At 72.3% G+C, this 22,735-nt stretch carries 19 protein-coding genes; 11 read left to right on the top strand and 8 right to left on the bottom strand.

The window, feature by feature from the left end:
* Window positions 1-296 precede the first annotated feature (296 nt).
* Window positions 297-1,133: a hypothetical protein gene (locus tag QOM21_RS08655; RefSeq protein WP_407555613.1), complete on the bottom strand. Its 837-nt coding sequence runs from the start codon at window positions 1,131-1,133 to the stop codon at window positions 297-299.
* A 575-nt stretch (window positions 1,134-1,708) separates the two neighbouring features.
* Window positions 1,709-3,373: a PucR family transcriptional regulator gene (locus tag QOM21_RS08650; RefSeq protein WP_407549165.1), complete on the bottom strand. Its 1,665-nt coding sequence runs from the start codon at window positions 3,371-3,373 to the stop codon at window positions 1,709-1,711.
* A gap of 269 nt (window positions 3,374-3,642) precedes the next feature.
* Here QOM21_RS08650 and QOM21_RS08645 point away from each other — a divergent pair, with 269 nt between their 5' ends.
* From QOM21_RS08645 to QOM21_RS08620, 6 genes are all read left to right on the top strand, one after another.
* Entirely contained in the window at window positions 3,643-4,542 is a 900-nt protein-coding gene (locus tag QOM21_RS08645; RefSeq protein WP_407549164.1) for an FAD binding domain-containing protein, read from the top strand.
* Window positions 4,533-5,150: a (2Fe-2S)-binding protein gene (locus tag QOM21_RS08640; RefSeq protein WP_407549163.1), complete on the top strand. Its 618-nt coding sequence runs from the start codon at window positions 4,533-4,535 to the stop codon at window positions 5,148-5,150. The genes QOM21_RS08645 and QOM21_RS08640 overlap by 10 nt, the downstream gene beginning before the upstream one ends.
* Before the next feature lie 5 nt (window positions 5,151-5,155).
* Window positions 5,156-7,540, top strand: a complete 2,385-nt coding sequence (locus QOM21_RS08635) for a xanthine dehydrogenase family protein molybdopterin-binding subunit (RefSeq protein ID WP_407549162.1) — start codon at window positions 5,156-5,158, stop codon at window positions 7,538-7,540.
* Window positions 7,541-7,753: 213 nt separating this feature from the next.
* Window positions 7,754-9,211, top strand: coding sequence for an NCS2 family permease (locus tag QOM21_RS08630; RefSeq protein ID WP_407549161.1), 1,458 nt, complete (start codon window positions 7,754-7,756; stop codon window positions 9,209-9,211).
* A gap of 36 nt (window positions 9,212-9,247) precedes the next feature.
* Window positions 9,248-10,483: an XdhC family protein gene (locus tag QOM21_RS08625; protein WP_407549160.1), complete on the top strand. Its 1,236-nt coding sequence runs from the start codon at window positions 9,248-9,250 to the stop codon at window positions 10,481-10,483.
* A gap of 233 nt (window positions 10,484-10,716) precedes the next feature.
* Window positions 10,717-11,901, top strand: coding sequence for a winged helix DNA-binding domain-containing protein (locus tag QOM21_RS08620; RefSeq protein WP_407549159.1), 1,185 nt, complete (start codon window positions 10,717-10,719; stop codon window positions 11,899-11,901).
* A 23-nt stretch (window positions 11,902-11,924) separates the two neighbouring features.
* Here the strand turns inward: QOM21_RS08620 and QOM21_RS08615 are convergent, their stop codons facing one another.
* The gene (locus tag QOM21_RS08615) at window positions 11,925-12,488 is read right to left on the bottom strand and encodes a GNAT family N-acetyltransferase (protein WP_407549158.1); all 564 of its coding nucleotides are present in this window, start codon (window positions 12,486-12,488) and stop codon (window positions 11,925-11,927) included.
* A 122-nt stretch (window positions 12,489-12,610) separates the two neighbouring features.
* On the opposite strand from QOM21_RS08615, the gene QOM21_RS08610 reads away from it, so the two are divergent.
* Entirely contained in the window at window positions 12,611-13,528 is a 918-nt protein-coding gene (locus tag QOM21_RS08610; RefSeq protein ID WP_407549157.1) for a LysR substrate-binding domain-containing protein, read from the top strand.
* Between the two features lie 45 nt (window positions 13,529-13,573).
* On the opposite strand, the gene QOM21_RS08605 is transcribed toward QOM21_RS08610, so the two are convergent.
* Entirely contained in the window at window positions 13,574-14,464 is an 891-nt protein-coding gene (locus tag QOM21_RS08605) for a response regulator transcription factor (RefSeq protein WP_407549156.1), read from the bottom strand.
* Window positions 14,465-14,556: 92 nt separating this feature from the next.
* Between QOM21_RS08605 and QOM21_RS08600 the strand changes: the two genes are divergently transcribed.
* A complete protein-coding gene (locus QOM21_RS08600; RefSeq protein ID WP_407549155.1) occupies window positions 14,557-16,260 on the top strand; it encodes an AMP-binding protein in 1,704 nt (567 codons plus the stop codon).
* Window positions 16,257-17,894: an AMP-binding protein gene (locus QOM21_RS08595; RefSeq protein ID WP_407549154.1), complete on the top strand. Its 1,638-nt coding sequence runs from the start codon at window positions 16,257-16,259 to the stop codon at window positions 17,892-17,894. The genes QOM21_RS08600 and QOM21_RS08595 overlap by 4 nt, the downstream gene beginning before the upstream one ends.
* Before the next feature lie 59 nt (window positions 17,895-17,953).
* On the opposite strand, the gene QOM21_RS08590 is transcribed toward QOM21_RS08595, so the two are convergent.
* Window positions 17,954-18,817, bottom strand: coding sequence for an MBL fold metallo-hydrolase (locus QOM21_RS08590; RefSeq protein WP_407549153.1), 864 nt, complete (start codon window positions 18,815-18,817; stop codon window positions 17,954-17,956).
* A gap of 260 nt (window positions 18,818-19,077) precedes the next feature.
* Here QOM21_RS08590 and QOM21_RS08585 point away from each other — a divergent pair, with 260 nt between their 5' ends.
* On the top strand, window positions 19,078-19,617 hold the full coding sequence (locus QOM21_RS08585) for a GNAT family N-acetyltransferase (RefSeq protein WP_407549152.1): 540 nt from the start codon (window positions 19,078-19,080) through the stop codon (window positions 19,615-19,617).
* A gap of 63 nt (window positions 19,618-19,680) precedes the next feature.
* Here the strand turns inward: QOM21_RS08585 and QOM21_RS08580 are convergent, their stop codons facing one another.
* Entirely contained in the window at window positions 19,681-20,055 is a 375-nt protein-coding gene (locus tag QOM21_RS08580; protein WP_407549151.1) for an MmcQ/YjbR family DNA-binding protein, read from the bottom strand.
* Window positions 20,056-20,140: 85 nt separating this feature from the next.
* Between QOM21_RS08580 and QOM21_RS08575 the strand changes: the two genes are divergently transcribed.
* Complete coding sequence (locus QOM21_RS08575) at window positions 20,141-20,905, top strand: SDR family NAD(P)-dependent oxidoreductase (RefSeq protein ID WP_407549150.1); 765 nt, start codon at window positions 20,141-20,143, stop codon at window positions 20,903-20,905.
* A 120-nt stretch (window positions 20,906-21,025) separates the two neighbouring features.
* Here the strand turns inward: QOM21_RS08575 and QOM21_RS08570 are convergent, their stop codons facing one another.
* Entirely contained in the window at window positions 21,026-21,559 is a 534-nt protein-coding gene (locus QOM21_RS08570; protein WP_407549149.1) for a GNAT family N-acetyltransferase, read from the bottom strand.
* A gap of 115 nt (window positions 21,560-21,674) precedes the next feature.
* The gene (locus tag QOM21_RS08565) at window positions 21,675-22,421 is read right to left on the bottom strand and encodes a hypothetical protein (protein WP_407555612.1); all 747 of its coding nucleotides are present in this window, start codon (window positions 22,419-22,421) and stop codon (window positions 21,675-21,677) included.
* Window positions 22,422-22,735: the final 314 nt, after the last annotated feature.

The following is a 22,735-nucleotide window of genomic DNA, read 5'->3' as shown; positions in this document are numbered from 1 at the left end:
CACCTCCCTGTTCATCGGCCGGGTGATCTCGCCGAGGGGGGTGCCGGCCGCCGTGCCGCGGCTGCGCCGGCGACGGGATACCGGCTGATGGGGTCGCTGCCCGCCCTGATCCCCGCCGCGAGGCGGGCCGGGGCCTTACCGGCGGTCGCCCGCGTTGCCGCGTTCCGGCCGAAACCTCGTGGACGCCGTCCGGTTCCGGCCAATCGGTGTCGGAACCGGCATGGCCGACGACGGGGGGTTGACAGGCCCGGCAGGGGCGCGCGGCCGTCAGTCGCGCGCCCCTGCCGGGCTCTCCGTCACGGGACCGGCGGGAGTTGCCCGGCGAGCCAGGTGGGGACGCCGCCCATGAGGCGGAACAGCCGGGCCGCCTCGGCGCGCAGGCCGGCCGCCTCGTCCTCATCGACGGCATCGGCCAGCGCCGCGAGCGCCGGCGCCGTGCCGATGAGGAAGCCGAGCTCCTCACGGATCCGCAGCGACTCGCCGAAGCCGTGCCGCGCCTCCGTCAACTCACCGTCGCGCAGGGCGAGTCCGGCGAGATGGCGCCAGGTGAAGGACAGCAGCAGCGAGTCCTTGCGGGCGGTGGCGCCCGCGTGCGCGCGGCGGTAGGCGGCGCGCGCCGAATCCGGGCTGTCGGCGATGTGTTCGGCCATCAGCCCGCGGCGGAAGTCCAGCAACGGGCGTCCGGGCGCGGCCGGATCGAGCAGCGCGGCGGCCCTGCCGAGCGCCGAGCGTGCCTCGTCGGCCCGGTCGCGGGCGCCCAGGACCGTTGCGGCGTACGCGAGATGGCCGCGTTCGCAGGCGGCGCCGCCGCGCTCGTCGTCGTCACCGGCCAGTGCCTCGGCGGTGCGCAGCGCGTCCTCCGCCTCCGCCCAGCCGGTCGCCGTGAACATGCAGCGCTCGACCAGGAGGGCCGCGCGGCGCAGGGCGGACGGGGCGTGATGGACGGAGTGGGGTTCCAGGAGCGCGGCCGCGTCGTCCCAGCAGCCGCGGGACCGCAGCCGCCAAACGGCGCGGTCGAGGGGATCGTCCCCCTCGACCGTTCTCGCTGCCGGTACCGCCGGTGGAAATGCCGCCCGCATCGAAAGCGGTTCCGCGGACCTGATGGGGTCCGCGGAATCCGCGGAACCTGACATGGCGGTATCCGCCACATTGCCCTCCCCGAGCGCGCCATTGAGCTGGAACTGGAAGCAGTGGGCGAATCTCAGCACGATTTCCGTCGTCCGGCCAAGGGGGTGGGTGAATGAATTCACAATCTTGGGCGCGGTGGTTGAGGTCGGTACGGGGGCCCTGATCGGCCGTGCCAAGGCCGGGCGCGGTCGCCGTGGCGGGCAACGGCGTTGAGCGGATGCCGCCCGATCGAGTTACTCCGCATGGCGGGCAACCGTCCGGTGGGCTCCGGCGGACGTTCGCGGAAGGGAGCGCACGCGGGGCGCACGGCGCACGTGCCCCGGCGACGGGATCAGCACCTGCGCCGCATAAACCCTCCGGCCCCCACGTGATCCGCAGGGCGCACTCCCCGGACGGCGCAGCGGGCCACCGGACGTCACCCCACGTCACTTAACGCGACGTCTCGGACGCCGGGCATCGTCGTGGCGCGAATCGCCTCGCCCGCCTTGGGCCATGGGAGGGATCTTTCCCGGCGGCGGGGCAGTGCGAGGCCACCGGACGGGCGCGGGCCGGGGAGGTGTCCTCCCCGGCCCGGCGGTCGTCAGCTCATCCGCAGGGCGAGGAAGAAGTCGAGCTTGTCCTCCAGGCGGGCCAGATCGCGGCCGGTGAGCTGCTCGATACGCCCGACGCGGTAGCGGAGGGTGTTCACATGCAGGTGCAGACGGGTGGCGCAGCGCGTCCAGGAGCCGTCGCTGTCCAAGAACGCCTCCAGCGTCGGGATCAGTTCGGCGCGGTGCCTGCGGTCGTAGTCGCGCAGCGGGTCCAGCAGCCGCGCGGTGAACGCCCGGCGGACGTCGTCGGGCACGAACGGCAGCAGCAGGACGTGCGAGGCCAGCTCCTCGTGGCCGGCGGCGCAGACGCGTCCCGGGCGGGCGGCGGCCACCCGGCGGGCGTGCCGTGCCTCCTCCAGCGCCCCGCGCAGCCCCTCCGCGGAGTGCACCGAGGCGCTGACGCCGATGGTCAGCCGCCCGTCGTCCGCAAGGCCCCGGCCGAGCGGCTCCTGGACGACGCGGAGCAGGTCGTCGGCGTGCAGCCCGGTCACCTCGGGGGCTCCGGAGTCGTCCGGTACGGCGGGCAGCGGGACCAGCGCCACCGCCTCGTCGCCGGTGTGCGCGACCGCTATGCGGTCCGAGGGCTCGGGGCCGAAGGTGCCCGGATCGACCAGCACCTCTTCGAGCAGGGTCTGGGCCACCGCCCCGCCGGGGACGTCGCCGTTCTCCCACTCCACCCGCGCCACCACCATCTGCCAGTGCGGCGCGGTGCCCAGGCCGGGCAGCAGCACCGGGGCCGCCACCCGCAGGCGGGCCGCGATCTCGGCGGGCGGGGCACCCGTCTGGACGAGTTCGAGCACCTCCTGCGCGAGCCGCCGGCGGACCGTGCGCGCCGCGTCGCGCCGGTCGCGCTCCACTGCGATCAGCTGGGTGACGCCGTGCAGCAGGTCGAGGCGCTCCTCCGGCCAGTCGCCGGCGTCGGCCTCGACGGCCAGCAGCCAGTCCGACAGCAGTGTCTCGCGCAGATCCCGGCCGTCGTAGCGGATCGGGAAGAGCGAGTACGTCGCGCCGCCGAGGGTGACGCGGTGCGGGCCCCGGCGGCCGGTGCGCGAGGCGGCCAGATGCTCGCCCGCGAGCCGGGCCGCGAGCTCGCCGGGCAGCTCGGGGCCGGAGTCCGCCAGCGTCGAGCCGGCGATCTGCCGACCGGTGGGGGAGAGCACCCAGGCCCGCAGGTCCAGGTCGGAGCCGAGCAGGTCCAGGACGACCTCCGGACCGCCGCCGGCGGGCCCCGACGTCATCAGGCGGCGGTGGCGGTCCACCACGGCGGCCAGGTCGCCGGCGCGCTCGCTGGAGACCTGCCGCACGACGTACTCCGTGATGGACGCGAACGACACGTCCTCGACCACGGAGAACAGCGGCAGCCGGTGCCGTTGGCAGGCCTGCACCAGGTCGTCCGGGACCGCCCCGAGCTCCGCCTCGCCCGCCGCGAGACCGGCGACCCCCGCGGTGGCCAGGATGCGCACGAACCGCTCGGAGTCCTCCGGGTCGCGCCGCCAGGCCAGACCGGTGAGGACCAGCTCGCCACCGGAGAGATACCGGCTGGGATCGCGTAGGTCGGTGGTCATCACGCCACGTACGGTGCGGTCCAGCTCTTCCTCGCCGCCGAGCAGCCGCAGGCCCAGGGTGTTGGTTTCCAGGAGTGCGCGGAGCCGCATGACCTCGCCCGCCGTTCTTTGCGTGTCTTGTGTTGCCGGTGGAATGCCGCGAGGTTTTGGCGCCTCGTCTTTCGTTCGAATCTACAAGACGGGCACCTTGGCCAGCCAACCGCTTCATGGTTTCGGTGACTGCACCGGGTGGGTTGTGGCGTCGTTCACTTGGCTCATCCGCGTTAACAAGACATGAACAGCTGCATGGCGACGAGGGCCCGCAGTCCTCACCATGAGCAGCGAACGACTCGAAATCGTAGAAGCAGAAGAGGCCACCCATGGACTTCCTTCGCCCCGCCAGCTGGGAGGAGGCGCTCGCCGCCAAGGCAGAGCACCCCACCGCTGTGCCCATCGCGGGCGGCACGGACGTGATGGTCGAGATCAATTTCGACCACCGCCGTCCCGAGTACCTGCTCGACCTGAACCGCGTCGGTGACCTGAGCGAGTGGGAGGTCGGAGAGAAGACCGTGCGACTGGGTGCGTCCGTTCCCTACACCCAGATCATGGAGAACCTGCGGACCGAACTGCCGGGCCTGGCTCTCGCGTCGCACACCGTGGCCTCTCCGCAGATCCGCAACCGCGGCGGCGTGGGCGGCAACCTCGGTACCGCCTCCCCGGCCGGTGACGCGCACCCCGCACTGCTCGCCTCGGGAGGCGAGGTGGAGGTCGAGTCGGTACGCGGCGTCCGCATGATCCCCATCGACGACTTCTACCTGGGCGTCAAGCGCAACGCGATGGAGGCCGACGAGCTGATCCGCGCGGTGCACCTGCCCAAGGCGGACGGCCCTCAGCAGTTCTCCAAGGTCGGCACCCGCAACGCCATGGTGATCGCGGTCTGCGCCTTCGGTATCGCGCTGCACCCCGAGACCCGCACGGTGCGGACCGGCATCGGCTCCGCCGCCCCCACCCCCGTACGGGCCCGTGAGGCCGAGGACTTCCTCGCCGCGGCGCTGGACGAGGGCGGCTTCTGGGAGTCGGGCAACACGATCCCGCCGGCCGTCGCCAAGCAGTTCGCACAGCTCGCGAGCGGCGCCTGCAACCCGATCGACGACGTGCGCGGCAGCGCCAAGTACCGCCGCCACGCGGTCGGCATCATGGCGCGCCGCACCCTCGGCTGGACCTGGGAGTCCTACCGCGGTAACGACCATGGCACCAAGGGAGGCGCACAGTGCGCGTGAACTTCACCGTCAACGGCCGCAAGCAAGAGGCCGACGACGTCTGGGAAGGCGAGAGCCTGCTGTACGTCCTCCGCGAGCGGATGGGCCTGCCGGGCTCCAAGAACGCCTGTGAGCAGGGCGAGTGCGGCTCCTGCACGGTCCGTCTCGACGGCGTGCCGGTCTGCTCCTGTCTGGTGGCCGCCGGCCAGGTCGAGGGCCGCGAGGTCGTCACCGTCGAGGGCCTCGCGGACTTCGCCAAGCAGCGTGCCGAGCACGGCGGTTGCGCCTCCGGCGCCTGCGGCGGCACCAGCGTCGACGCGGCCAAGCAGTGGCAGGCGCGCCCGGCCACCGCCGACAGTCAGACCGGCGAGCAGGTCGAACTCTCCCCGATCCAGCAGGCGTTCATCGACGCCGGCGCGGTCCAGTGCGGTTTTTGCACCCCGGGGCTGCTGGTCGCCGCGGACGAACTGCTGGAGCGCAACGACTCTCCGTCGGACTCCGACATCCGTGAGGCGCTGTCGGGCAACCTGTGCCGCTGCACGGGTTACGAAAAGATCCTCGACGCGGTCCGGCTGGCAGCCGCCCGCGGTGAGGGTGCAGCCTCTGCGACCACCGGACAGGGGGCCTGATCGCCATGGGAGTGACCCGCACACCCACCAACCTCACGCAGGGCGGCAAGACCAAGGCCGGCATCGGCGAGTCGACGCTGCGGCCCGACGGCACCCTCAAGGTGACCGGCGAGTTCGCGTACTCCTCGGACATGTGGCACGAGGACATGCTGTGGGGCTTCACGCTCCGCTCCACCGTCGCGCACGCCGAGATCGTCTCGATCGACACCTCCGAGGCCCTCGCGACCTCCGGTGTCTACTCCGTACTCACCTACGACGACCTGCCCACCGAGGTGAAGAACTACGGCCTGGAGATCCAGGACACGCCGGTTCTCGCCCACGGCAAGGTCCGCCACCACGGTGAGCCGGTGGCCCTGGTCGCCGCCGACCACCCGGAGACCGCCCGCCGCGCGGCCGCCAAGATCAAGATCGAGTACCGCGAGCTGCCGCTCGTCGTCGACGAGGCGTCCGCCATCGCCGAGGACGCGCCGCTGCTCCACGAGGGCCGCGACGACCACCACGCGGGCCACGTACCGCACCCCAACATCGTGCACCGCCAGCCCATCGTCCGCGGCAACGCCGACGAGGCCGCCAAGCACGCCGATGTCATCGTCACCGGCGAGTACGTCTTCGGCATGCAGGACCAGGCGTTCCTGGGCCCGGAGTCCGGTCTCGCGGTGCCCGGCGAGGACGGCGGCGTCGACCTCTACGTCGCCACCCAGTGGCTGCACTCCGACCTGCGGCAGATCGCCCCCGTCCTCGGCCTGCCCGAGGAGAAGGTGCGCATGACGCTCTCCGGCGTCGGCGGCGCGTTCGGTGGCCGCGAGGACCTGTCGATGCAGATCCACGCCTGCTTGCTGGCGCTGCGCACCGGCAAGCCCGTCAAGATCGTCTACAACCGGTTCGAGTCCTTCTTCGGACACGTCCACCGGCACCCGGCGAAGCTCTGGTACGAGCACGGCGCCACCAAGGACGGCAAGCTCACGCACCTCAAGTGCCGCATCGTGCTGGACGGCGGCGCCTACGCGTCCGCCTCCCCGGCCGTCGTCGGCAACGCCTCCTCGCTGAGCGTGGGCCCGTACGTCGTCGAGGACGTCGACATCGAGGCCATCGCGCTCTACTCCAACAACCCGCCCTGCGGCGCGATGCGCGGCTTCGGCGCGGTCCAGGCGTGCTTCGCCTACGAGGCGCAGATGGACAAGCTCGCCGCGAAGCTGGAGATGGACCCGGTCGCGTTCCGGCAGCTCAACGCCATGGAACAAGGCACCCTGCTGCCGACGGGACAGCCCGTCGAGTCGCCCGCTCCGGTCGCCGAACTGCTGCGCCGCGTCAAGGCGATGCCGCTTCCCCCCGAGCAGCAGTGGCTGTCGGCCGGTGAGAGCGCGGACGTCCGCGCGCTGCCCGGCGGACTGTCCAACACCACGCACGGCGAGGACGTCGTCCGCGGGATCGGCTACGCCGTCGGTATCAAGAACGTCGGCTTCTCCGAGGGCTTCGACGACTACTCCACCGCCCGGGTGCGGATGGAGGTGGTGGCCGGCGTACCGGTCGCCACCGTGCACACCGCGATGGCGGAGGTCGGCCAGGGCGGCATCACCGTGCACGCCCAGATTGCCCGTACGGAGCTGGGCGTCGAGCAGGTCACCATCCACCCCGCCGACACCCAGGTCGGCTCCGCCGGCTCCACCTCCGCCTCCCGCCAGACGTACATGACCGGCGGCGCGGTGAAGAACACCTGCGAGGCGGTGCGCGAGAAGGTCCTGGAGATCGGCCGCACCAAGTTCGGTACATACCACCCCGCGTGGGCCACGGCCGAGCTGCTGCTGGAGGGCGGCAAGGTCGTCACCGACGGCGGCGAGGTCCTCGCCGATGTGGTGGACGTCCTCGAAGGCGAGGCCGTCGACCTGGAGCTGGAGTTCCGGCACCGGCCGACCGAGGCGTTCGACCTGGAGACGGGTCAGGGCCACGGCCACGTCCAGTACTCCTTCGCCGCGCACCGCGCGGTCGTCGAGGTGGACACCGGCCTCGGCCTGGTCAAGGTCATCGAGCTGGCCTGCGCCCAGGATGTCGGCAAGGCGCTCAACCCGCTGTCGGTCGTCGGCCAGATCCAGGGTGGTACCACCCAGGGCCTGGGCGTGGCGGTCATGGAAGAGATCATCGTCGACCCCAAGACCGCGAAGGTGCGCAACCCCTCCTTCACGGACTACCTCATCCCCACCATCCTCGACACCCCGACCATCCCGGTCGATGTGCTCGAACTCGCCGACGACGCGGCCCCGTACGGGCTCCGCGGCATCGGCGAGGCCCCGACCCTGTCGTCGACCCCGGCCGTCCTCGCGGCGATCCGGAACGCGACGGGGCTGGAGCTGAACAAGACGCCGGTACGCCCCGAGCACCTCACCGGCACCTGAGCCCTCCGGGCGGTGGGTGTCAGGGGTGTCCCTGTCCGTCCTCCTCCGCGCACCGCCCGGAGTTCCTTTTCGCACCACGCAGTCGCTGCTCTTCGCACCACCTGAGCAGTACCCAGTTCGTCTCGGGCCGTCCCCCGGGTCGTGCAGCCGAAGTTTCGTCCCAAATCTCGCACTTGATGCGGGGGCCCCTATGAACCTTGGGAGTCAGGCACCATGACCCAGCAGTCCACTGAGCCGAAGACGGTGGCGGAAGACGCGGCTGAGGGCTCGCGTCAGCCCGCCGGCCGCTCTTGGCTCGACCGGTACTTCCACATATCCGACAGAGGATCGTCGATCTCGCGTGAGGTCCGCGGCGGCATCACCACCTTCATGGCGATGTGCTACATCCTCCTGCTCAATCCGCTGATCCTCTCGACGCCCGACGTGGAGAAGAACACGCTCGCCCACGCGGGCGTGGTGACCGCGACAGCGCTCGCCGCGGCGGTCAGTACGTTGCTGATGGGCTTCATCGGCAAGGTTCCGCTCGCCCTGGCGGCCGGACTGAACGTTTCGGCGGCCCTGACGACCCAGGTCGTCCCCAACATGACGTGGCCGCAGGCCATGGGCATGTGTGTGATGTACGGCGTCGTCATCATGCTCCTGGTGGTCACCGGCCTCCGCGAGATGATCATGAACGCCATCCCGCTGGCGCTCAAGCACGCCATCACCATGGGCATCGGCATGTTCGTCGCCCTGCTCGGACTGGTGAAGGCCGGCTTCGTCGGCAAGAGCGAAGGCGGCCCCGTCCAGCTCGGCGCCACCGGCCAACTCGTGGGCTGGCCCGTCCTGTTCTTCTGCGTCACCCTGTTGCTCATCTTCATGATGCAGGCCCGCAAGATCCCCGGTGCCATCCTCATCGGCATCGTCGCCGGCACCGTCCTGTCCATCGTCGTCAGCAAGATCGGCGGGCTCACGGACAAGGACTGGGGCGGCACCGCCCCCGCGCTGCACGGCAGCGCCGTCTCGGCACCCGACTTCGGGCTCCTGGGACACGTCGAATTCGGCGGCTGGGGCTCCATCGGCGCCCTCGGTGTCGGCATGATCGTCTTCACCCTGGTGCTGGCCGGTTTCTTCGACGCCATGGCCACCATCATCGGCGTCGGCACGGAGGCCAAGCTGGCCGACGACAAGGGCCGCATGCCGGGCCTGTCCAAGGCGCTGTTCGTGGACGGCGCGGGCGGTGCGATCGGCGGTGTCACCGGCTCGTCCGGTCAGACCGTGTTCATCGAGTCGGCGAGCGGTGTCGGCGAAGGCGCCCGTACGGGCCTGTCGTCGGTCATCACCGGCCTGTTCTTCGCGGCCTGCCTCTTCTTCACCCCGCTCACCCAGCTCGTGCCGGCGCAGGTGGCCGCGGCCGCCCTCGTCGTCATCGGCTCGATGATGATGAGCGCCGCCAAGCACGTCGACTGGAGCGACCGCTCGGTGTCCATCCCGGTCTTCCTGACCGTGGCCCTGATGCCGTTCACGTACAACATCACCGCCGGTGTCGGCGCGGGCGTCATCGCCTACACCGCCATCAAGACGGCCCAGGGCAAGTGGCGCGAGGTCGGCGGCTTCATGTGGGCGCTGAGCCTCATCTTCCTCGTCTACTTCTCGCTCAATCCGATCGAGCAGTGGCTGGGCGTCAAGTAACGGCCTGCCCGCTCCACCATCCATAAGGAGACCGACATGCTGGACATCGCCGAAGAGCTGCACCGGTGGGTCGAGCAGGGACGCGACTTCGCGGTGGCCACCGTGGTGGCCACCAACGGGAGCGCGCCCCGCCAGCCCGGAGCCGCCCTCGCCGTCGACACCGACGGCACGGCGATCGGGTCGGTCTCCGGCGGCTGCGTGGAGGGGGCGGTCTACGAACTGTGCCAGGACGCGCTCCAGACCGGCCTGCCGGTGCTGGAGCGGTTCGGCTACAGCGACGAGGATGCCTTCGCCGTGGGCCTGACCTGCGGCGGAATCATCGACATCCTCGTCACCCCGGTACGGACGAGCGCCTCCGGATCCGCCGGCGACGGCGGAGCGGGGGAACCGGTGGACAGCACTGCCGAAACGCTCGCCGCCGCGCTGGCCGCTGCCGCCAAGGGGGAGGCGGCGGCGGTCGCGCGAGTCGTCGAGGGACCCGCCGAACTCCTCGGCCGTGCCCTCCTCGTCCGCCCCGACGGCAGCCACACCGGCACCCTGGGCGGCCACCCCGCCCTCGACCGCACCGCCATCGGGCACACCCGCGCGCTGCTGGACGCCGGACGCACCGCGACCGTCGAGATCGGCGGCGGCGCCGGCTTCGAGGACGCGGCGGACAGCGCCGACGGAGCGCAGTGGGGCACGCAGTGCGGGCCACGGGTGCTCCTCCTCGTCGAAAGCTCCGTCCCCGCCCCCCGGATGCTCGTGTTCGGCGCCATCGACTTCGCCTCGGCGCTGGTCAAGGTCGGCAAGTTCCTCAACTACCACGTCACGGTCTGCGACGCCCGCCCGGTCTTCGCCACCCAACAGCGCTTCCCGGACGCCGACGAGATCGTCGTGGACTGGCCGCACCGCTATCTCGACTCCCAGTCCCTGGACGCCCGCACGGTGCTGTGCGTGCTGACCCACGACGCGAAGTTCGACGTGCCACTGCTGGAGCGGGCACTCAAGCTCCCGGTCGCCTACGTCGGCGCGATGGGCTCGCGCCGTACCCACCTCGACCGGCTGGAGCGGCTGCGCGACATCGGCCTCAGCGAGATCGAGCTGAACCGGCTGCGCTCACCCATCGGTCTCGACCTCGGCGCGCGCACCCCCGAGGAGACCGCGCTGTCCATCGCCGCCGAGATCGTCGCCAACCGGCGCGGCGGCACGGGCGTGCCGCTCACCGGCGCGCACACCCCCATTCACCATGACACGGCCCGTCCGGTGGGGCGGATCGGGTCGGTGGCCTGACCTCCGGGACTCCTCCGGGCCCCGGACGGAACGGCCACCTCGTGCACCGGCACGCACTCCTCAACGGGAGTACGTGCCGGTGCACTTGGGCGTGCGGGGCCGTGGCGTGGCCGTGCCGGTGCTTCTCCGGCCGCCGCCCGCGAGGAGGCCCTGGCGGCCATCGACGAGACGCGCGGGACACCAGGAGCCGTTGCGGACGGATTCTGTCCGCGAGGGCCCGTACTGTCGTCCGCATGACGCAGCGCACCGCGCCCACACTCACCGCCCGCGCCCTCGGCCGTGCCACTCTTGAACGTCAACTCCTGTTGCGCCGCAGTGATATGACCGCACTCGACGCGGTGGAGCGGCTGATCGGACTGCAGGCCCAGTCGCCGCGGCCGCCGTACCACGCGCTCGCCGCGCGGCTGGCCGGCTTCCGCCCGCAGGAGCTGTCCGGCCTCCTGGAGACCCGGCAGGCCGTCCGCATCTCGGTGATGCGCTCCACCATCCATCTCGTGAGCGCCCGCGACGCCCGGCTGCTGCGGCCCCTCACCCGCCCCGTGCACGACCGCACCCTGCGCGGCAGCTTCGGCAAGCAGCTGACCGGCATCGACCTGGACCGGCTCGCCGCGGCGGCGCGCGACCTGGTCGAGGAGCGGCCGCTGACCTTCAAGGAGTTGGGGGAGCGGCTCCAGGAGGAGTGGCCGGGCCACGACCGCTGGCCGCTGGCGATGGCCGCGCGCCAGCTGTTGCCGCTGGTCCAGGTCACGCCCCGGGCCCTGTGGGGACGCAGCGGGCAGGCCGCGCACACCACCCTCGACGCCTGGCTGGCCGGGGCTCCGGACGCGGCCGCCACCGCCGGGAAGGACACCCCGCCCGACGGTCCCGAGGCCGGCCCGGGGGAAGCCCTCGCCGCCGTTCTGCTGCGCTACCTGGCCGCGTTCGGTCCCGCCTCGGTCAAGGACATGCAGGTCTGGTGCGGGCTGACCCGGCTGCGGGAGGTGATCGACCCGCTCCGGCCCCGGTTGCGTACCTTCCGGGACGAGCACGGGGTGGAACTCTTCGACGTGCCCGACGGGCCGCTGCCCGACCCGGACACCGAGGCGCCGGTGCGCTTCCTCCCGGAGTTCGACAACGTCGCCCTCTCGCACGCCGACCGCACCCGGATCCTCGCGCCCGAGCACCAGGGCCGCACCTGGGACCGCAATGTCGCCTACCGGGTGCTCCTCGTCGACGGCGGCATCCGCGGCCTGTGGCGGATCGATACCGCCGGCGACAGCGCCCACCTGACCGTCGAGCCGTTCGACCCGCTCACCCGCGCCGAACAGGCCGCGGTGGCGGACGAGGCAGCCGGTGTCCTGCGGATGACCGCCCCGGACGCCCGGCACGACCTCCGCTACGGCCAGGTCGCCAGGAAGCCCGCAGGGGCGGCCCCGTAGGCCGACGGCGGGCCACCGACGGGCTAGCGAGCGCCCGTCGGGCGCGCACTGCTCAGCACGGCCATCATCAGGACGTCGTGCCACTCGCCGTCCCACGCGAGCGCCTCGCGCATCCGGCCCTCCACCTCGAAGCCGCACTTCTCGTACGCGCGCCGGGCCCGGTCGTTGTGCGCGAAGACCTCCAACTGGACGCGGTGCAGCCGCACACGGTCGAAGGCGTAGTCGAGGAGCAGCCGGATCGCCTCCGTCCCGATGCCGCGGTCGGTGGCGCCCGGCACGAGGGCGATGCGCAGCACGCCATGGGCGTTGTCGGCGTCGATGCCGAGCAGCGCGAGGTCGCCGAGGTAGTCGCCGGTCTCCAGGTCCTCGATGGCGAGGTCCAGCCGGTCCTTCTGGTCCGCGCGTCCCGAGCACCAGGCCCGGATGTCCTCCGGCGTGAACCGGCGGTGGGTGCCGGTGAGCCTGCGGGTCTCCGGATCCAGGGTCGTGGCGTGGAAAGCGGTGGCGTGCCGTATGGAGAGCGGCGCGAGCCGGATGCGGGAGCCGGGCAGAACCGGCTTCTCGGAGAGTGCGCTGGCATCGATCATGGGTGGATGATGGCGGGGCCGCGGATGCCGCGGCAATCGAATTGACCTCCGGATCGGCAGCGCACGGCCGCCGGCCCGGCGCCGCCCGGCGGGTTCGGCGGCCGGGTCGGGAAGGGGGCGGCGTGGAGCTGCGACAGGTGCGGTGTTTCGTGACGGTCGCCCAGGAGATGGCCCTCGGCCGGGCGGCGGACCTGCTGGGCACCGAACAGCCGGCGCTACGACGGGAGATCGGCCTGCTGGAGCGGGAGCTGCGGGCCGAGCTGTTCGACCGGTCGGCGCACCAGGTGCGGCTCACGGCCGCGGGGGAGCGCTTCCTGCCGGAGGCGCGGGCGCTGCTCGCCGCCGAGGCGCGGGCCCGGGCGGTCGTCGCCGGCCCGCACGCCGCGCGGACCCGCACGCTGCGGGTGGGCACCGGTACGGGCCTGGGCGCCCACCTGGACCGGGTGGGCGAAGCCCTCGCTGGCCTCGCCCCGCACCTCACCCTGGAGCTGATCGCGGCCCCCGCCCGGGAGCGGCTGGAGCGGGTCGCCGACCGCGACCTGGACGCGGCGTTCGTGCGGGGGGAGCCGGACGGCGCGGGCCGGGACGGTCTGCGCTTCGTGCCGCTGTGGCAGGACCCGCTGGTCGCGGCCCTGCCGGCCCACCATCCGGTCGCCGCCTCACCGGGCACGGTCGCGCTCGCGGACCTCGCCGGCCTGCCGCTCGTACTGACCGAACGCCGTACCCACCACGCCCTGTTCGACCTGGTCGTCAGCGCGTGCCACGACGCCGGGTTCGCCCCCGTACCGGGCCCGAGGACCGGGTCGCTCGACGACACCCTCGCCGCGATCCGCGCGGCGGGCCCCGGCGAGGCGCTGTGGACCGTCGTCTACGCCTCGCACGCACACCGGCTGAACACACCCGAGGTGCGGTTCCTGCCGTTCCGCAACCCCGGCATGGAACTCACCGCCTACCTCGCCGTACCCCGCGCCGACCCGCCCGCAGGACTGGATCTGCTGCTGAGGGCCTGCGCTCCGACCGGCGGCCGCGAGGTCTTCTGATCGTGGTCGGCGCTCGCGGCCCGCCCCGGATCCCGGCCGCCGCGCCTACGGCAGCAGCCCACACCGCCGGGCCGCGATCACGGCCTGCAGCCGGGTGTGTACGCCCAACTTCCGCATGGCGGAGCGCAGATAGCCCTTCACCGTCTCCGGGCGCAGCCCCAGCCGCTCCGCCACCTCGGCATTGGTCGCCCCCGATGCCACACACGCCAGCACATCCACCTCGCGCGGCGACAGCACCGGGCCCCGGTGCTCCGCCCGCTCCGCGCCGCCGGGCCGCCCGGAGGAGGCCGCCGCGAGTCGGCCGCAGGCCGCGAGCATCTCCTGCCGCAGCGACGGATCGGCGATCCGCTGGGCCAGCGTCCGCAGCGCGCCGTGCGCCTCACGGACCTCCTCCCACCTCGCCGGATCCGCGGCGGCGGGCGGCGCGGACGCCTCACGTGCCGCCGCGGCGGGAGAGTGGGCCACCGACAGCAACCGAGCCGCCTCGTCCTCCAGCAGCAGCGCCTGCTCCAGCTCCCGCGCCACCTCCATGGCGGCCGTCAGCGGCCGGTCACCCAGCCGCACCGGCCGGCGCAGCGCCCCGTACAGCACCCCGCGCACCCGCCTGCGGACGACCACCGGCACCGCGAGCACCGACCGGAGCCCCTCGGCCGCCACCGCCGCGTCGTACTCGTGGCTGATCACCGACGAGGCGCTGTAGTCGGTCACCGCGAACGGCCGTGCCAGCGACGCGGCTTTCCCGCCCAGACCGTTGCCCTGGAGGATGTCCAGCCCGCTCAGCACCGCGGTCGCCGTCCCGGACAGCTCGTTGATGCGGAAGCGCCCGGGGGCGGCCAGCAACCCGCCGAACGCCACCGGCAGCCCACTGGCCCGTCGCAGCCGGGACAATGCCGTCCGTACGTCCACGGAATCGTTCGCCCCCGATGCGAGCTGCACGCGAAACCTCCGGTTCCCCCCTTTCGGGGGTGGTGAGACCTGCGCCACTGATTACACGATGGCGGGTAGCGGTGCGGCAATGAGGAGGACACATGACGGACACGGAAACCGCGGCGGCGGGGCGCTCGCCCTCCGCCACCGAGGAGTTCCGGGCGGCGCGGGACCTCCTGCTCCGGCACCGGGAGGACTACGGCGCGGCCCGCGCGGCCTTCCGCTGGCCCCGGCCCGAGCACTTCAACTGGGCGCTCGACTGGTTCGACGTCATCGCGGAGGGCAACGACCGCACCGCCCTGCACATCGTCGAGGAGGACGGCGCCGAGACCAAGCTGAGCTTCGCCCAGCTGCGCCACCGCTCCGACCAGGCCGCCAACTGGCTGTCCGCCAAAGGGGTGCGGGCGGGCGACCGCATCGTGGTGATGCTCGGCAACCAGGCCGAGCTGTGGGAGACCGCGCTGGCCGCGATGAAGCTGCGTGCCGTCGTCATCCCCGCGACGCCGCTGCTGGGGCCTGCCGACCTCGCCGACCGCATCGACCGCGGCCGGGCCCGGCACGTCCTCGTGCGCGCCGCGGACACCGAGAAGTTCGCGGCGGTCCCCGGGGACTACACCCGGATCGCCGTCGGCGGGGCGAGGGACGGCTGGCTTACGTACGAGGAGGTGTACGACAGCCCCGGCGCCTTCGAGCCGCAGGCGCCCACCCGGGCCGACGACACGCTGATGCTGTACTTCACCTCCGGCACCACCGCCCGCCCCAAGCTCGTCGAGCAGACCCACGCCTCCTACCCCATCGGCCACCTCGCGACGATGTACTGGACGGGCCTGCGGCCGGGCGATGTGCACCTGAACATCTCCTCGCCCGGCTGGGCCAAGCACGCCTGGTCCAACCTCTTCGCGCCCTGGAACGCCGAGGCCACCGTCTTCATCCACAACTACACCCGCTTCGACGCGGCGCGGCTGATGGCCGAGATGGACCGTGCGCAGGTCACCAGCTTCTGCGCCCCGCCGACCGTGTGGCGGATGCTGATCCAGGCCGACCTCTCGGCGCTCGCGCACCCCCCACGGGAGATCGTCGCGGCCGGTGAACCGCTCAACCCGGAGATCATCGAGCAGGTGCAGCACGCCTGGGGCGTGACGATCCGGGACGGCTTCGGGCAGACGGAGACCGCCGTCCAGGTCGCCAACACCCCCGGCCAGCGGGTCAAGCCGGGCTCCATGGGCCGGCCCACACCCGGCTTCGACGTGGTCCTGCTCGACCCGGTGAGCGGCGCCCCGGCCGACGAGGGGGAGATCGCCCTCGACCTCACCGCCCGCCCGGTCGGCCTGATGGCCGGCTACCAGGGCGACGCGGCCCGCACCGCGGAGGCGATGGCGGGCGGCTACTACCGCACCGGCGACATCGGCTCCCGTGACGGTGACGGCTGGATCACCTACGTCGGACGCGCCGACGACGTCTTCAAGGCGTCCGACTACAAGATCTCCCCGTTCGAGCTGGAGAGTGCCCTGCTGGAGCACGAGGCGGTCGCCGAGGCCGCCGTGGTCCCGGCGCCCGACCCGCTGCGGCTGGCCGTCCCCAAGGCCTATGTGGTGCTGGCCGCCGGATGGGAGCCGGGCCCGGAGACCGCGAAGCTGCTCTTCGCGCACTCCCGTGCCGTCCTCGCCCCGTACAAGCGGGTCAGAAGGCTGGAGTTCGCCGAACTGCCGAAGACCGTCTCCGGCAAGATCCGCCGGATCGAACTGCGCGAGCGCACCGCGCAGGGCGACGGCGGCGCCGAATACCGGGAGGAGGACTACCGATGACGCAGTCGCAGACGGAGCTGTCCTACGCGAGCGGCGCGGCGGAGCTGCCGCTGCTCGGCCGCACCATCGGCGCGGACCTCAGCCGTACCATCGCCCGCTTCGGTGACCGCGAGGCCCTGGTCGACGTGCCGAGCGGGCGGCGCTGGACGTACGCGGAACTGGGCCGCGCCGTGGACGAGGTGGCCCTCGGGCTGCTCGCCAAGGGCGTCGGCAAGGGCGACCGGGTCGGCATCTGGTCCCCCAACTGCGCCGAGTGGGTGCTGATCCAGTACGCCACCGCCCGCATCGGCGCGATCCTGGTCAACGTCAACCCGGCCTACCGGGTGCACGAGTTGAGTTACGTCCTGCGGCAGTCCGGGATACAGGTCCTGGTCTCCGCGACCCACCACAAGACCAGCGACTACCGCCGGATGATCGAGCAGGTCCGCGGCCAGAGCCCGGCGCTGCGCGATGTGGTCTACATCGACGACCCGACCTGGGGCGGGCTGCTGGCCGCCGGGGCCGCCGTCCCGGCCGCACGGCTCGCGGAGTGCGAGGAGGGGCTGACGGCCGACGACCCGGTCAACATCCAGTACACCTCCGGCACCACCGGCTTCCCCAAGGGCGCCACCCTCTCCCACCACAACATCCTCAACAACGGCTTCTGGGTCGGTGAGACGGTCGGCTACACCGCGGACGACCGGGTCTGTCTGCCGGTGCCCTTCTACCACTGCTTCGGCATGGTCATGGGAAACCTCGGCGCCACTTCGCACGGCGCCTGCATCGTCATCCCGGGGCCCGCCTTCGACGCCGCGGACACCCTCCGGGCCGTCCAGGACGAGCGCTGCACCTCGCTGTACGGCGTGCCGACGATGTTCATCGCCGAACTCAACCACCCCGACTTCGCCACCTACGACCTGACGTCCCTGCGCACCGGCATCATGGCCGGCTCGCCGTGCCCGGAGGAGGTGATGAAGCGGGTGGTCGCCGAGATGCACATGGCGGAGGTGTCCATCTGCTACGGCATGACCGAGACCTCGCCGGTGTCCACCCAGACCCGCCGGGACGACGATCTGGAGCACCGCACGGCGACGGTCGGCCGGGTGCTGCCGCACATCGAGGTGAAGGTCGTCGACCCGGCGACCGGCGGGACCGTGCCCCGCGGCACGCCGGGGGAGCTGTGCACCCGCGGCTACAGCGTGATGCTCGGCTACTGGGAGGAGCCGGAGCGCACCGCCGAGGTCATCGACGCCGCCCGGTGGATGCACACCGGCGATCTGTCGGTGATGAACGACGACGGCTACGTCCGTATCGTCGGCCGCATCAAGGACATGATCATCCGGGGCGGCGAGAACGTCTATCCGCGCGAGATCGAGGAGTTCCTCTACACCCACCCGAAGATCGCCGACGTCCAGGTCATCGGTGTCCCGGACGAGAAGTACGGCGAGGAGATCGCCGCCTGCGTGATCCTCCGCGACCCCGCGGACCCGCTGACCCGGGATGAACTGGCCCGCTACTGCCGCTCCCGGCTCGCCCACTTCAAGGTGCCGCGCTATCTCGACATCGTCGACGCCTTCCCGATGACGGTCAGCGGCAAGGTCCGCAAGATCGAACTACGCGAACGGCTGGCGAAGGAGCTGGGCCGGGTGTCATAGCGGGGGCGCCCCCCGGCGGGGCATCTCGGCGCCACGGCACCCCCGTTCGTCCCTGCGCCTCAGCGGGCGTCGGCGCCGCTGAGGCGCAGGTAGTCCCATGGGTCGTGTGCGTTGAGGACCGTGATCCGCTCGTGCGGGGCACTCGGCCCGTCCGGCGTGTCCCGGCTGTCGACCGGCAGCCGGGACACGGGCCCGGTTCCGGCGGTGTCCTGTGCCGCGAGGTCCCGCAGGCGCCCCTGGTTGGCGATCCGCAGTTGCTCGTCCACCTGGGCGTCCAGCTGGATGATGTCCATCAGGGGGTGGGAGTGCGGCGCGTGGGCGGCGATCTCCCGATGGTAGAAGTACGCGTCCCCGGCGTGCAGCAGCCAGCGGTCGCCGTCCCGGACCGCCACCCCCGCATGCCCCGCGCTGTGCCCGCCGAGCGGCACGGTCAGCAAGTCGTCGTGCACGCGCACCAGTTGGCGCACCCCGGAGAAGCCGCCCCACTCCTCTCCTGAGCCGTCCGGGGCGTACGTCTGCCAGCGGGGGCCGTGCGCCCAGTGCGCCGGGCGGTAGCGCCTGCTGGGCCCCTCCTTCTCGGCGGCACGCAGCTCGGCCTCCATGACGTGCACACGGGCCTCGGGGAAGTCCGGTAGGCAGCCGCTGTGGTCGACGTCCAGGTGGGTCACCGCGATATGGCGGACGTCCGAAGCGGTGTAACCCAGGCGTTCGATCTGCCGCAGAGCGGTCTCGGAGGGTCGCAGCGCCGGCTGGGCCAGCTCCACCCACTCCGCGTCCAGCGTCTCCTGCGGCCGCCGCACGTCGTCCGTGCCGAGGCCGGTCTCGATCAGCGCCAGTCCGTCCCGCTCCGTCTCCACCAGAAGGCAGTGGCAGACGGCGGGTAAGGGCTGCGGCCCAAAGTAGGTCGCCTCGATGGGCATCATGGAGCCGCGGTTGAGGTGGTGGATCTTCGTGACGCGCGCGGACGCGGCCAGGTGTGTGCGGCGCGCCGGCCAGCTCCATCGCCTCGGCGGCCAACTGCTCCTTGCCCGCCGGACCGACCGGTCTATAGAGAACAAGGAGTGGGCTGCGGCTGATGACGGCCGATCAGGCCGTCGGCGTCACGGCAGGGTGGCAAGGGGGCACGCGCTCGCCGCCGTGCGGATCCTTCCTCTGCTGATTGCATAGAAGTACAGTAGGACGCATGAATATCCAGGAGGTCTCCTTCGGGCACCCCGACGCGGTCGAACTCAACGACCGCGTCCAGCTCGAGTACGCGGCGCGGTTCGGCAAGGAAGAGGGCGACATCACGCCCCTCGACGCGGCCATGTTCGAGCCGCCCCAGGGCCTGTTTCTGATCGTCTACGACGACCGGGGCATCCCCGTGGCCACCGGGGGCTGGCGTGGCCAGGAGGGGAACGGCCACGGGTACGCCGACGGCGATGCGGAGATCAAGCGCATGTACGTCGTCCCGGAGGCGCGCGGCCGCGGCCTGTCCCGGCTGGTGCTTGCCGCGCTGGAGAGCGACGCCCGTGGCGCCGGACGCTTCCGCATGGTCCTGGAGACCGGCACCAAGCTGCCGGAAGCCATCTCCCTCTACATCTCGAGCGGCTACCGGCCCTGTGCCAAGTTCGGCCCGTACCGCTTCGATGAGCTCAGCCGCTGCTACGCGAAGCCTCTGGTGGACGGAGTCGGCGAGCCCGCTCCTGGTGCGGCAGTCGGACGCCGAGCCGCCGCGCGCTGACCGGCCCCCGAAGCGTCCGTCGTCCCCGTACCCGCCCGGTGCCGTCCCGTCCCGCCGGTGCGGTCAGCGGCCGCCCGGCCAGTCGAGCAGCAGGCGCTGAGCGCGGGGGAGGGAGGCGACCACGAGGTCGTACGAGTCCTCGATCATGTCGAGGACGAGCTGGTCCGGGAGGCCGCCCGCCAGCGAGACGGTGTTCCAGTGGCGCTTGTTGAGGTGATACCCCGGCACCACCTCCGGGTGCGCCGCCCGCAGTCGTTGCGCCTCGTCCGGATCGCACTTGAGGCTCACGGTGAGCGGCTGCGCGTCGAGGCCGGTCAACGCGAAGATCTTGCCGCCGACCTTGAACGTCGCCACGTCCGGATGGCCCGGGAAGGGGAATTCCTCGGTCGCGCCGTTGAAGCCGAGGCAGGTGGACCGTAGGGCGTTCGCGTCGATCATCTCTCCAGTATGGCCCGCACACACCTTGACCTGACTACCCGTCATATTGCTGACTGAAGCATCCGGACGATCCGCTGGAGGGCTTGTGCTCAGTCTTGAGGGAAAGACCGCTGTCATCACCGGTGCGGCACGGGGACAGGGCGCCGAGGCGGCCCGGCTCTTCGCCCGCCTGGGCGCGCGGGTCCTGCTCGGCGACGTGCGGGACGGCCTGGGCCGGGAGGTGGCCGCCGGGATCGGTGAACGGGCGCACTACGTCCACCTCGATGTCACCGACGCCGCCCAGTGGGCCGCCGCCGTGGACACCGCCTGCGAGCGCTTCGGGCGGCTCGACATACTCGTCAACAACGCGGGGGTGTTCCGCTCCGTGCCACTGCACGAGGAGGATCCCGAAGCGTTCGAGGCGACCCTCCGCGTCAACCTCGTCGGGCCGTTCCTGGGGATGCGGGCCGTGCGTACGCCGATGATCCGCGCGGGAGGGGGCGCGATCGTCAACGTCTCCTCCATCGCCGGCCTCACCGGTATTGCCCGCACAGGCGGCTACGGCGCGTCCAAGTGGGGCCTGCGGGGCCTCACCAAGGTCGCCGCGCTGGAACTCGGCGAGCACGGCATCCGGGTCAACTCCGTCCACCCCGGCATCATCGACACCCCGATGGTCGAGGGCATCGCCCCACCGGCCGGGGCGGGAAACCACCCAGCGGTCGCCCTGCGTCGCATCGGCCTGCCGCAGGACGTCGCCGGCCTGGTCGCGTTCCTCGCCTCCGACGCCGCCGGCTTTCTGACGGGCGCCGAGATCGCGGTCGACGGGGGGTCGACCGCGGGGGAGGCGCCGGCGGCCGTACGGGCGGGGTGAGGGGCGGCGGGACCGGCGAGGAACGACGGGATGCCGTCGGCCGGGACCGACGAGGGACCGCCGTGCGATCGCCGTACGACCGTCGGCCGATGCCCCGTCAACGGCGCCCGTGCCGACGGCTCACTGCGGCCCGTCCGAGTGCTCGGCCTGTCGCCGCATGCAGACCCGAGGCCAGGCATCCAGGCCGAGCGCCGCCTCGTGTGCGCGGATGGCCCGCAGGCCGGGAGTGAGCGCGGTGTCGTCGAGCACCCGGAAGCCGAGGCGGCGGTAGTAGGGCGCGTTCCACGGCACCTCGGCGAAGGTGGTCAGGGTGAGGGCGCCCAGTCCGCTGTCGCGCTCCGCACGTTCGATGAGGGCGCGGCCGATGCCGCGACGGGCGTACTCCGGGTGGACCGACACCTGCTCGATATGGGCGCAGCCGTCTACCGGGTCCCACAGCAGGTAGCCGGCCGGCCGTCCGGCGGTATCGCCCTCGGGTCCCTCATAGGCGACAAGCAGCCGCCCCGCCCGCAGGTAGTCGGTCAACTGGCCCACCGACGGCGGTTCGTCGTCCGCGATCCGGGCCATGCCCAGAGCGCGGAACGGCTCCCCGGCCGCCCGCTCGATCTCGCGCAACGCCGGCAGGTCGGCGGGGGACGGCTCGCGGATGGTCATCCGGCCAGTTTCGCCGGTCGGCTCCGGGCGGGCGAGCGGATTTCCGGCTCGCCGTCGCCCGCTCCTGCGTGGCGGCGTGCCCCGGCCGACGTGAAGGGTTCCGGCGCCCGACGAATCACTGCTCCGGCGCGCCGTACTTGATCAGTTCGTCGGCCGGGTCGTTGACCGGCTGCGGGGTGCCGGTGAGGTCCATGACGAACAGCGGTATGTGCAGCTCGTCGGCCCGGGAGCGGGCGTCGCGGGCGTACCCCGCGAGGGAGAAGAAGACCGCGATGGCCGAGTCGTTGAGGCCGTTGAGCCAGACACACTCGATCTCGCGGAGCTCGGTGGCGTGGGTGGTCGGGTCGACCTGCGCCACCACGCCGGTGCCGCGCAGATCCACACCCGAGGCGGTGCGCTCCTGGGTGCGGGTGACGTCCGGGTAGCCGAGCCACTTCAGATACTGCCCGGCGGCGGTCACGCAGTCGCGGGCCGTGCGGATCGTGACCGGGTGGAAGGCGGGGCGCAGCACTGCGCGCCGCGCGCTCGGCGCGGCGGTCGGCAGCAGGCCGGTGAGGTCGAGGGAGCCGGTGGCCGGGAGGACGGGCGGTGCCGGTGTGGGCGGGGGGACGACGGGGACACGGACAACCGTGCCGCACGCACAGCCGGACTCCGGCGCCGGCCACTCGTCCTGGCGCCCGCAGACCTCGCAGCGCACCTCGACCCAGGATGCCTGCCAGGTGCGGTGCACTATCTCGACGGGGACACCGCCGCGCAGCACGGGCATGGTCAGCGGCGCACCGCACGCACACGGGAAGGTGGGCGGGGTGAAGGCGTTCTCACGGCGGCAGGTGGGGCACCGCACCGGCACGCTGTCGGCCATGGTCGGCTCCTGGCGGTAGGTCGGCAGACAGGACGGCTCTCTGCTGTCGCCCATCGTCTCTCCAAAACCGGGCGCCGTGGGCGGAATTGACGGAGAGAGCCGCAGGTCGGGCGAGAAAGTGGGGGAGCGCGGAGCGTACGCGGCCTCCCGCACGGCGCGCATGGGACCCGTGCGCGCCGCTCACCGGCCAACGGCGGTCCTGCCCGGGACCTCCAGCGGCACGCGGTACCGGGCCGTGACGCACACCGGGCCCGGTATCCGTGACCGTACGGATACCGGGCCCAGTGCGAGTTGTTCCCGCCCGGCAGCGCGAG

The organism is Streptomyces sp. Pv4-95, from assembly GCF_045782725.1.
GTDB lineage: Bacteria > Actinomycetota > Actinomycetes > Streptomycetales > Streptomycetaceae > Streptomyces.
The sequence above is the reverse complement of the archived record's forward strand: the minus strand, read 5'-3'. Positions and strand labels throughout refer to the sequence as shown.

Excerpts from the sequence above, each read along its gene's own strand:
- QOM21_RS08655 (WP_407555613.1), bottom strand. The coding sequence starts at position 1,133 with ATGTCAGGTTCCGCGGATTCCGCGGACCCCATCAGGTCCGCGGAACCG.
- QOM21_RS08650 (WP_407549165.1), bottom strand. The coding sequence starts at position 3,373 with ATGCGGCTCCGCGCACTCCTGGAAACCAACACCCTGGGCCTGCGGCTG.
- QOM21_RS08645 (WP_407549164.1), top strand. The coding sequence starts at position 3,643 with ATGGACTTCCTTCGCCCCGCCAGCTGGGAGGAGGCGCTCGCCGCCAAG.
- QOM21_RS08635 (WP_407549162.1), top strand. The coding sequence starts at position 5,156 with ATGGGAGTGACCCGCACACCCACCAACCTCACGCAGGGCGGCAAGACC.
- QOM21_RS08630 (WP_407549161.1), top strand. The coding sequence starts at position 7,754 with ATGACCCAGCAGTCCACTGAGCCGAAGACGGTGGCGGAAGACGCGGCT.
- QOM21_RS08625 (WP_407549160.1), top strand. The coding sequence starts at position 9,248 with ATGCTGGACATCGCCGAAGAGCTGCACCGGTGGGTCGAGCAGGGACGC.
- QOM21_RS08620 (WP_407549159.1), top strand. The coding sequence starts at position 10,717 with ATGACGCAGCGCACCGCGCCCACACTCACCGCCCGCGCCCTCGGCCGT.
- QOM21_RS08615 (WP_407549158.1), bottom strand. The coding sequence starts at position 12,488 with ATGATCGATGCCAGCGCACTCTCCGAGAAGCCGGTTCTGCCCGGCTCC.
- QOM21_RS08600 (WP_407549155.1), top strand. The coding sequence starts at position 14,557 with ATGACGGACACGGAAACCGCGGCGGCGGGGCGCTCGCCCTCCGCCACC.
- QOM21_RS08595 (WP_407549154.1), top strand. The coding sequence starts at position 16,257 with ATGACGCAGTCGCAGACGGAGCTGTCCTACGCGAGCGGCGCGGCGGAG.
- QOM21_RS08590 (WP_407549153.1), bottom strand. The coding sequence starts at position 18,817 with ATGATGCCCATCGAGGCGACCTACTTTGGGCCGCAGCCCTTACCCGCC.
- QOM21_RS08585 (WP_407549152.1), top strand. The coding sequence starts at position 19,078 with ATGAATATCCAGGAGGTCTCCTTCGGGCACCCCGACGCGGTCGAACTC.
- QOM21_RS08580 (WP_407549151.1), bottom strand. The coding sequence starts at position 20,055 with ATGATCGACGCGAACGCCCTACGGTCCACCTGCCTCGGCTTCAACGGC.
- QOM21_RS08570 (WP_407549149.1), bottom strand. The coding sequence starts at position 21,559 with ATGACCATCCGCGAGCCGTCCCCCGCCGACCTGCCGGCGTTGCGCGAG.
- QOM21_RS08565 (WP_407555612.1), bottom strand. The coding sequence starts at position 22,421 with ATGGCCGACAGCGTGCCGGTGCGGTGCCCCACCTGCCGCCGTGAGAAC.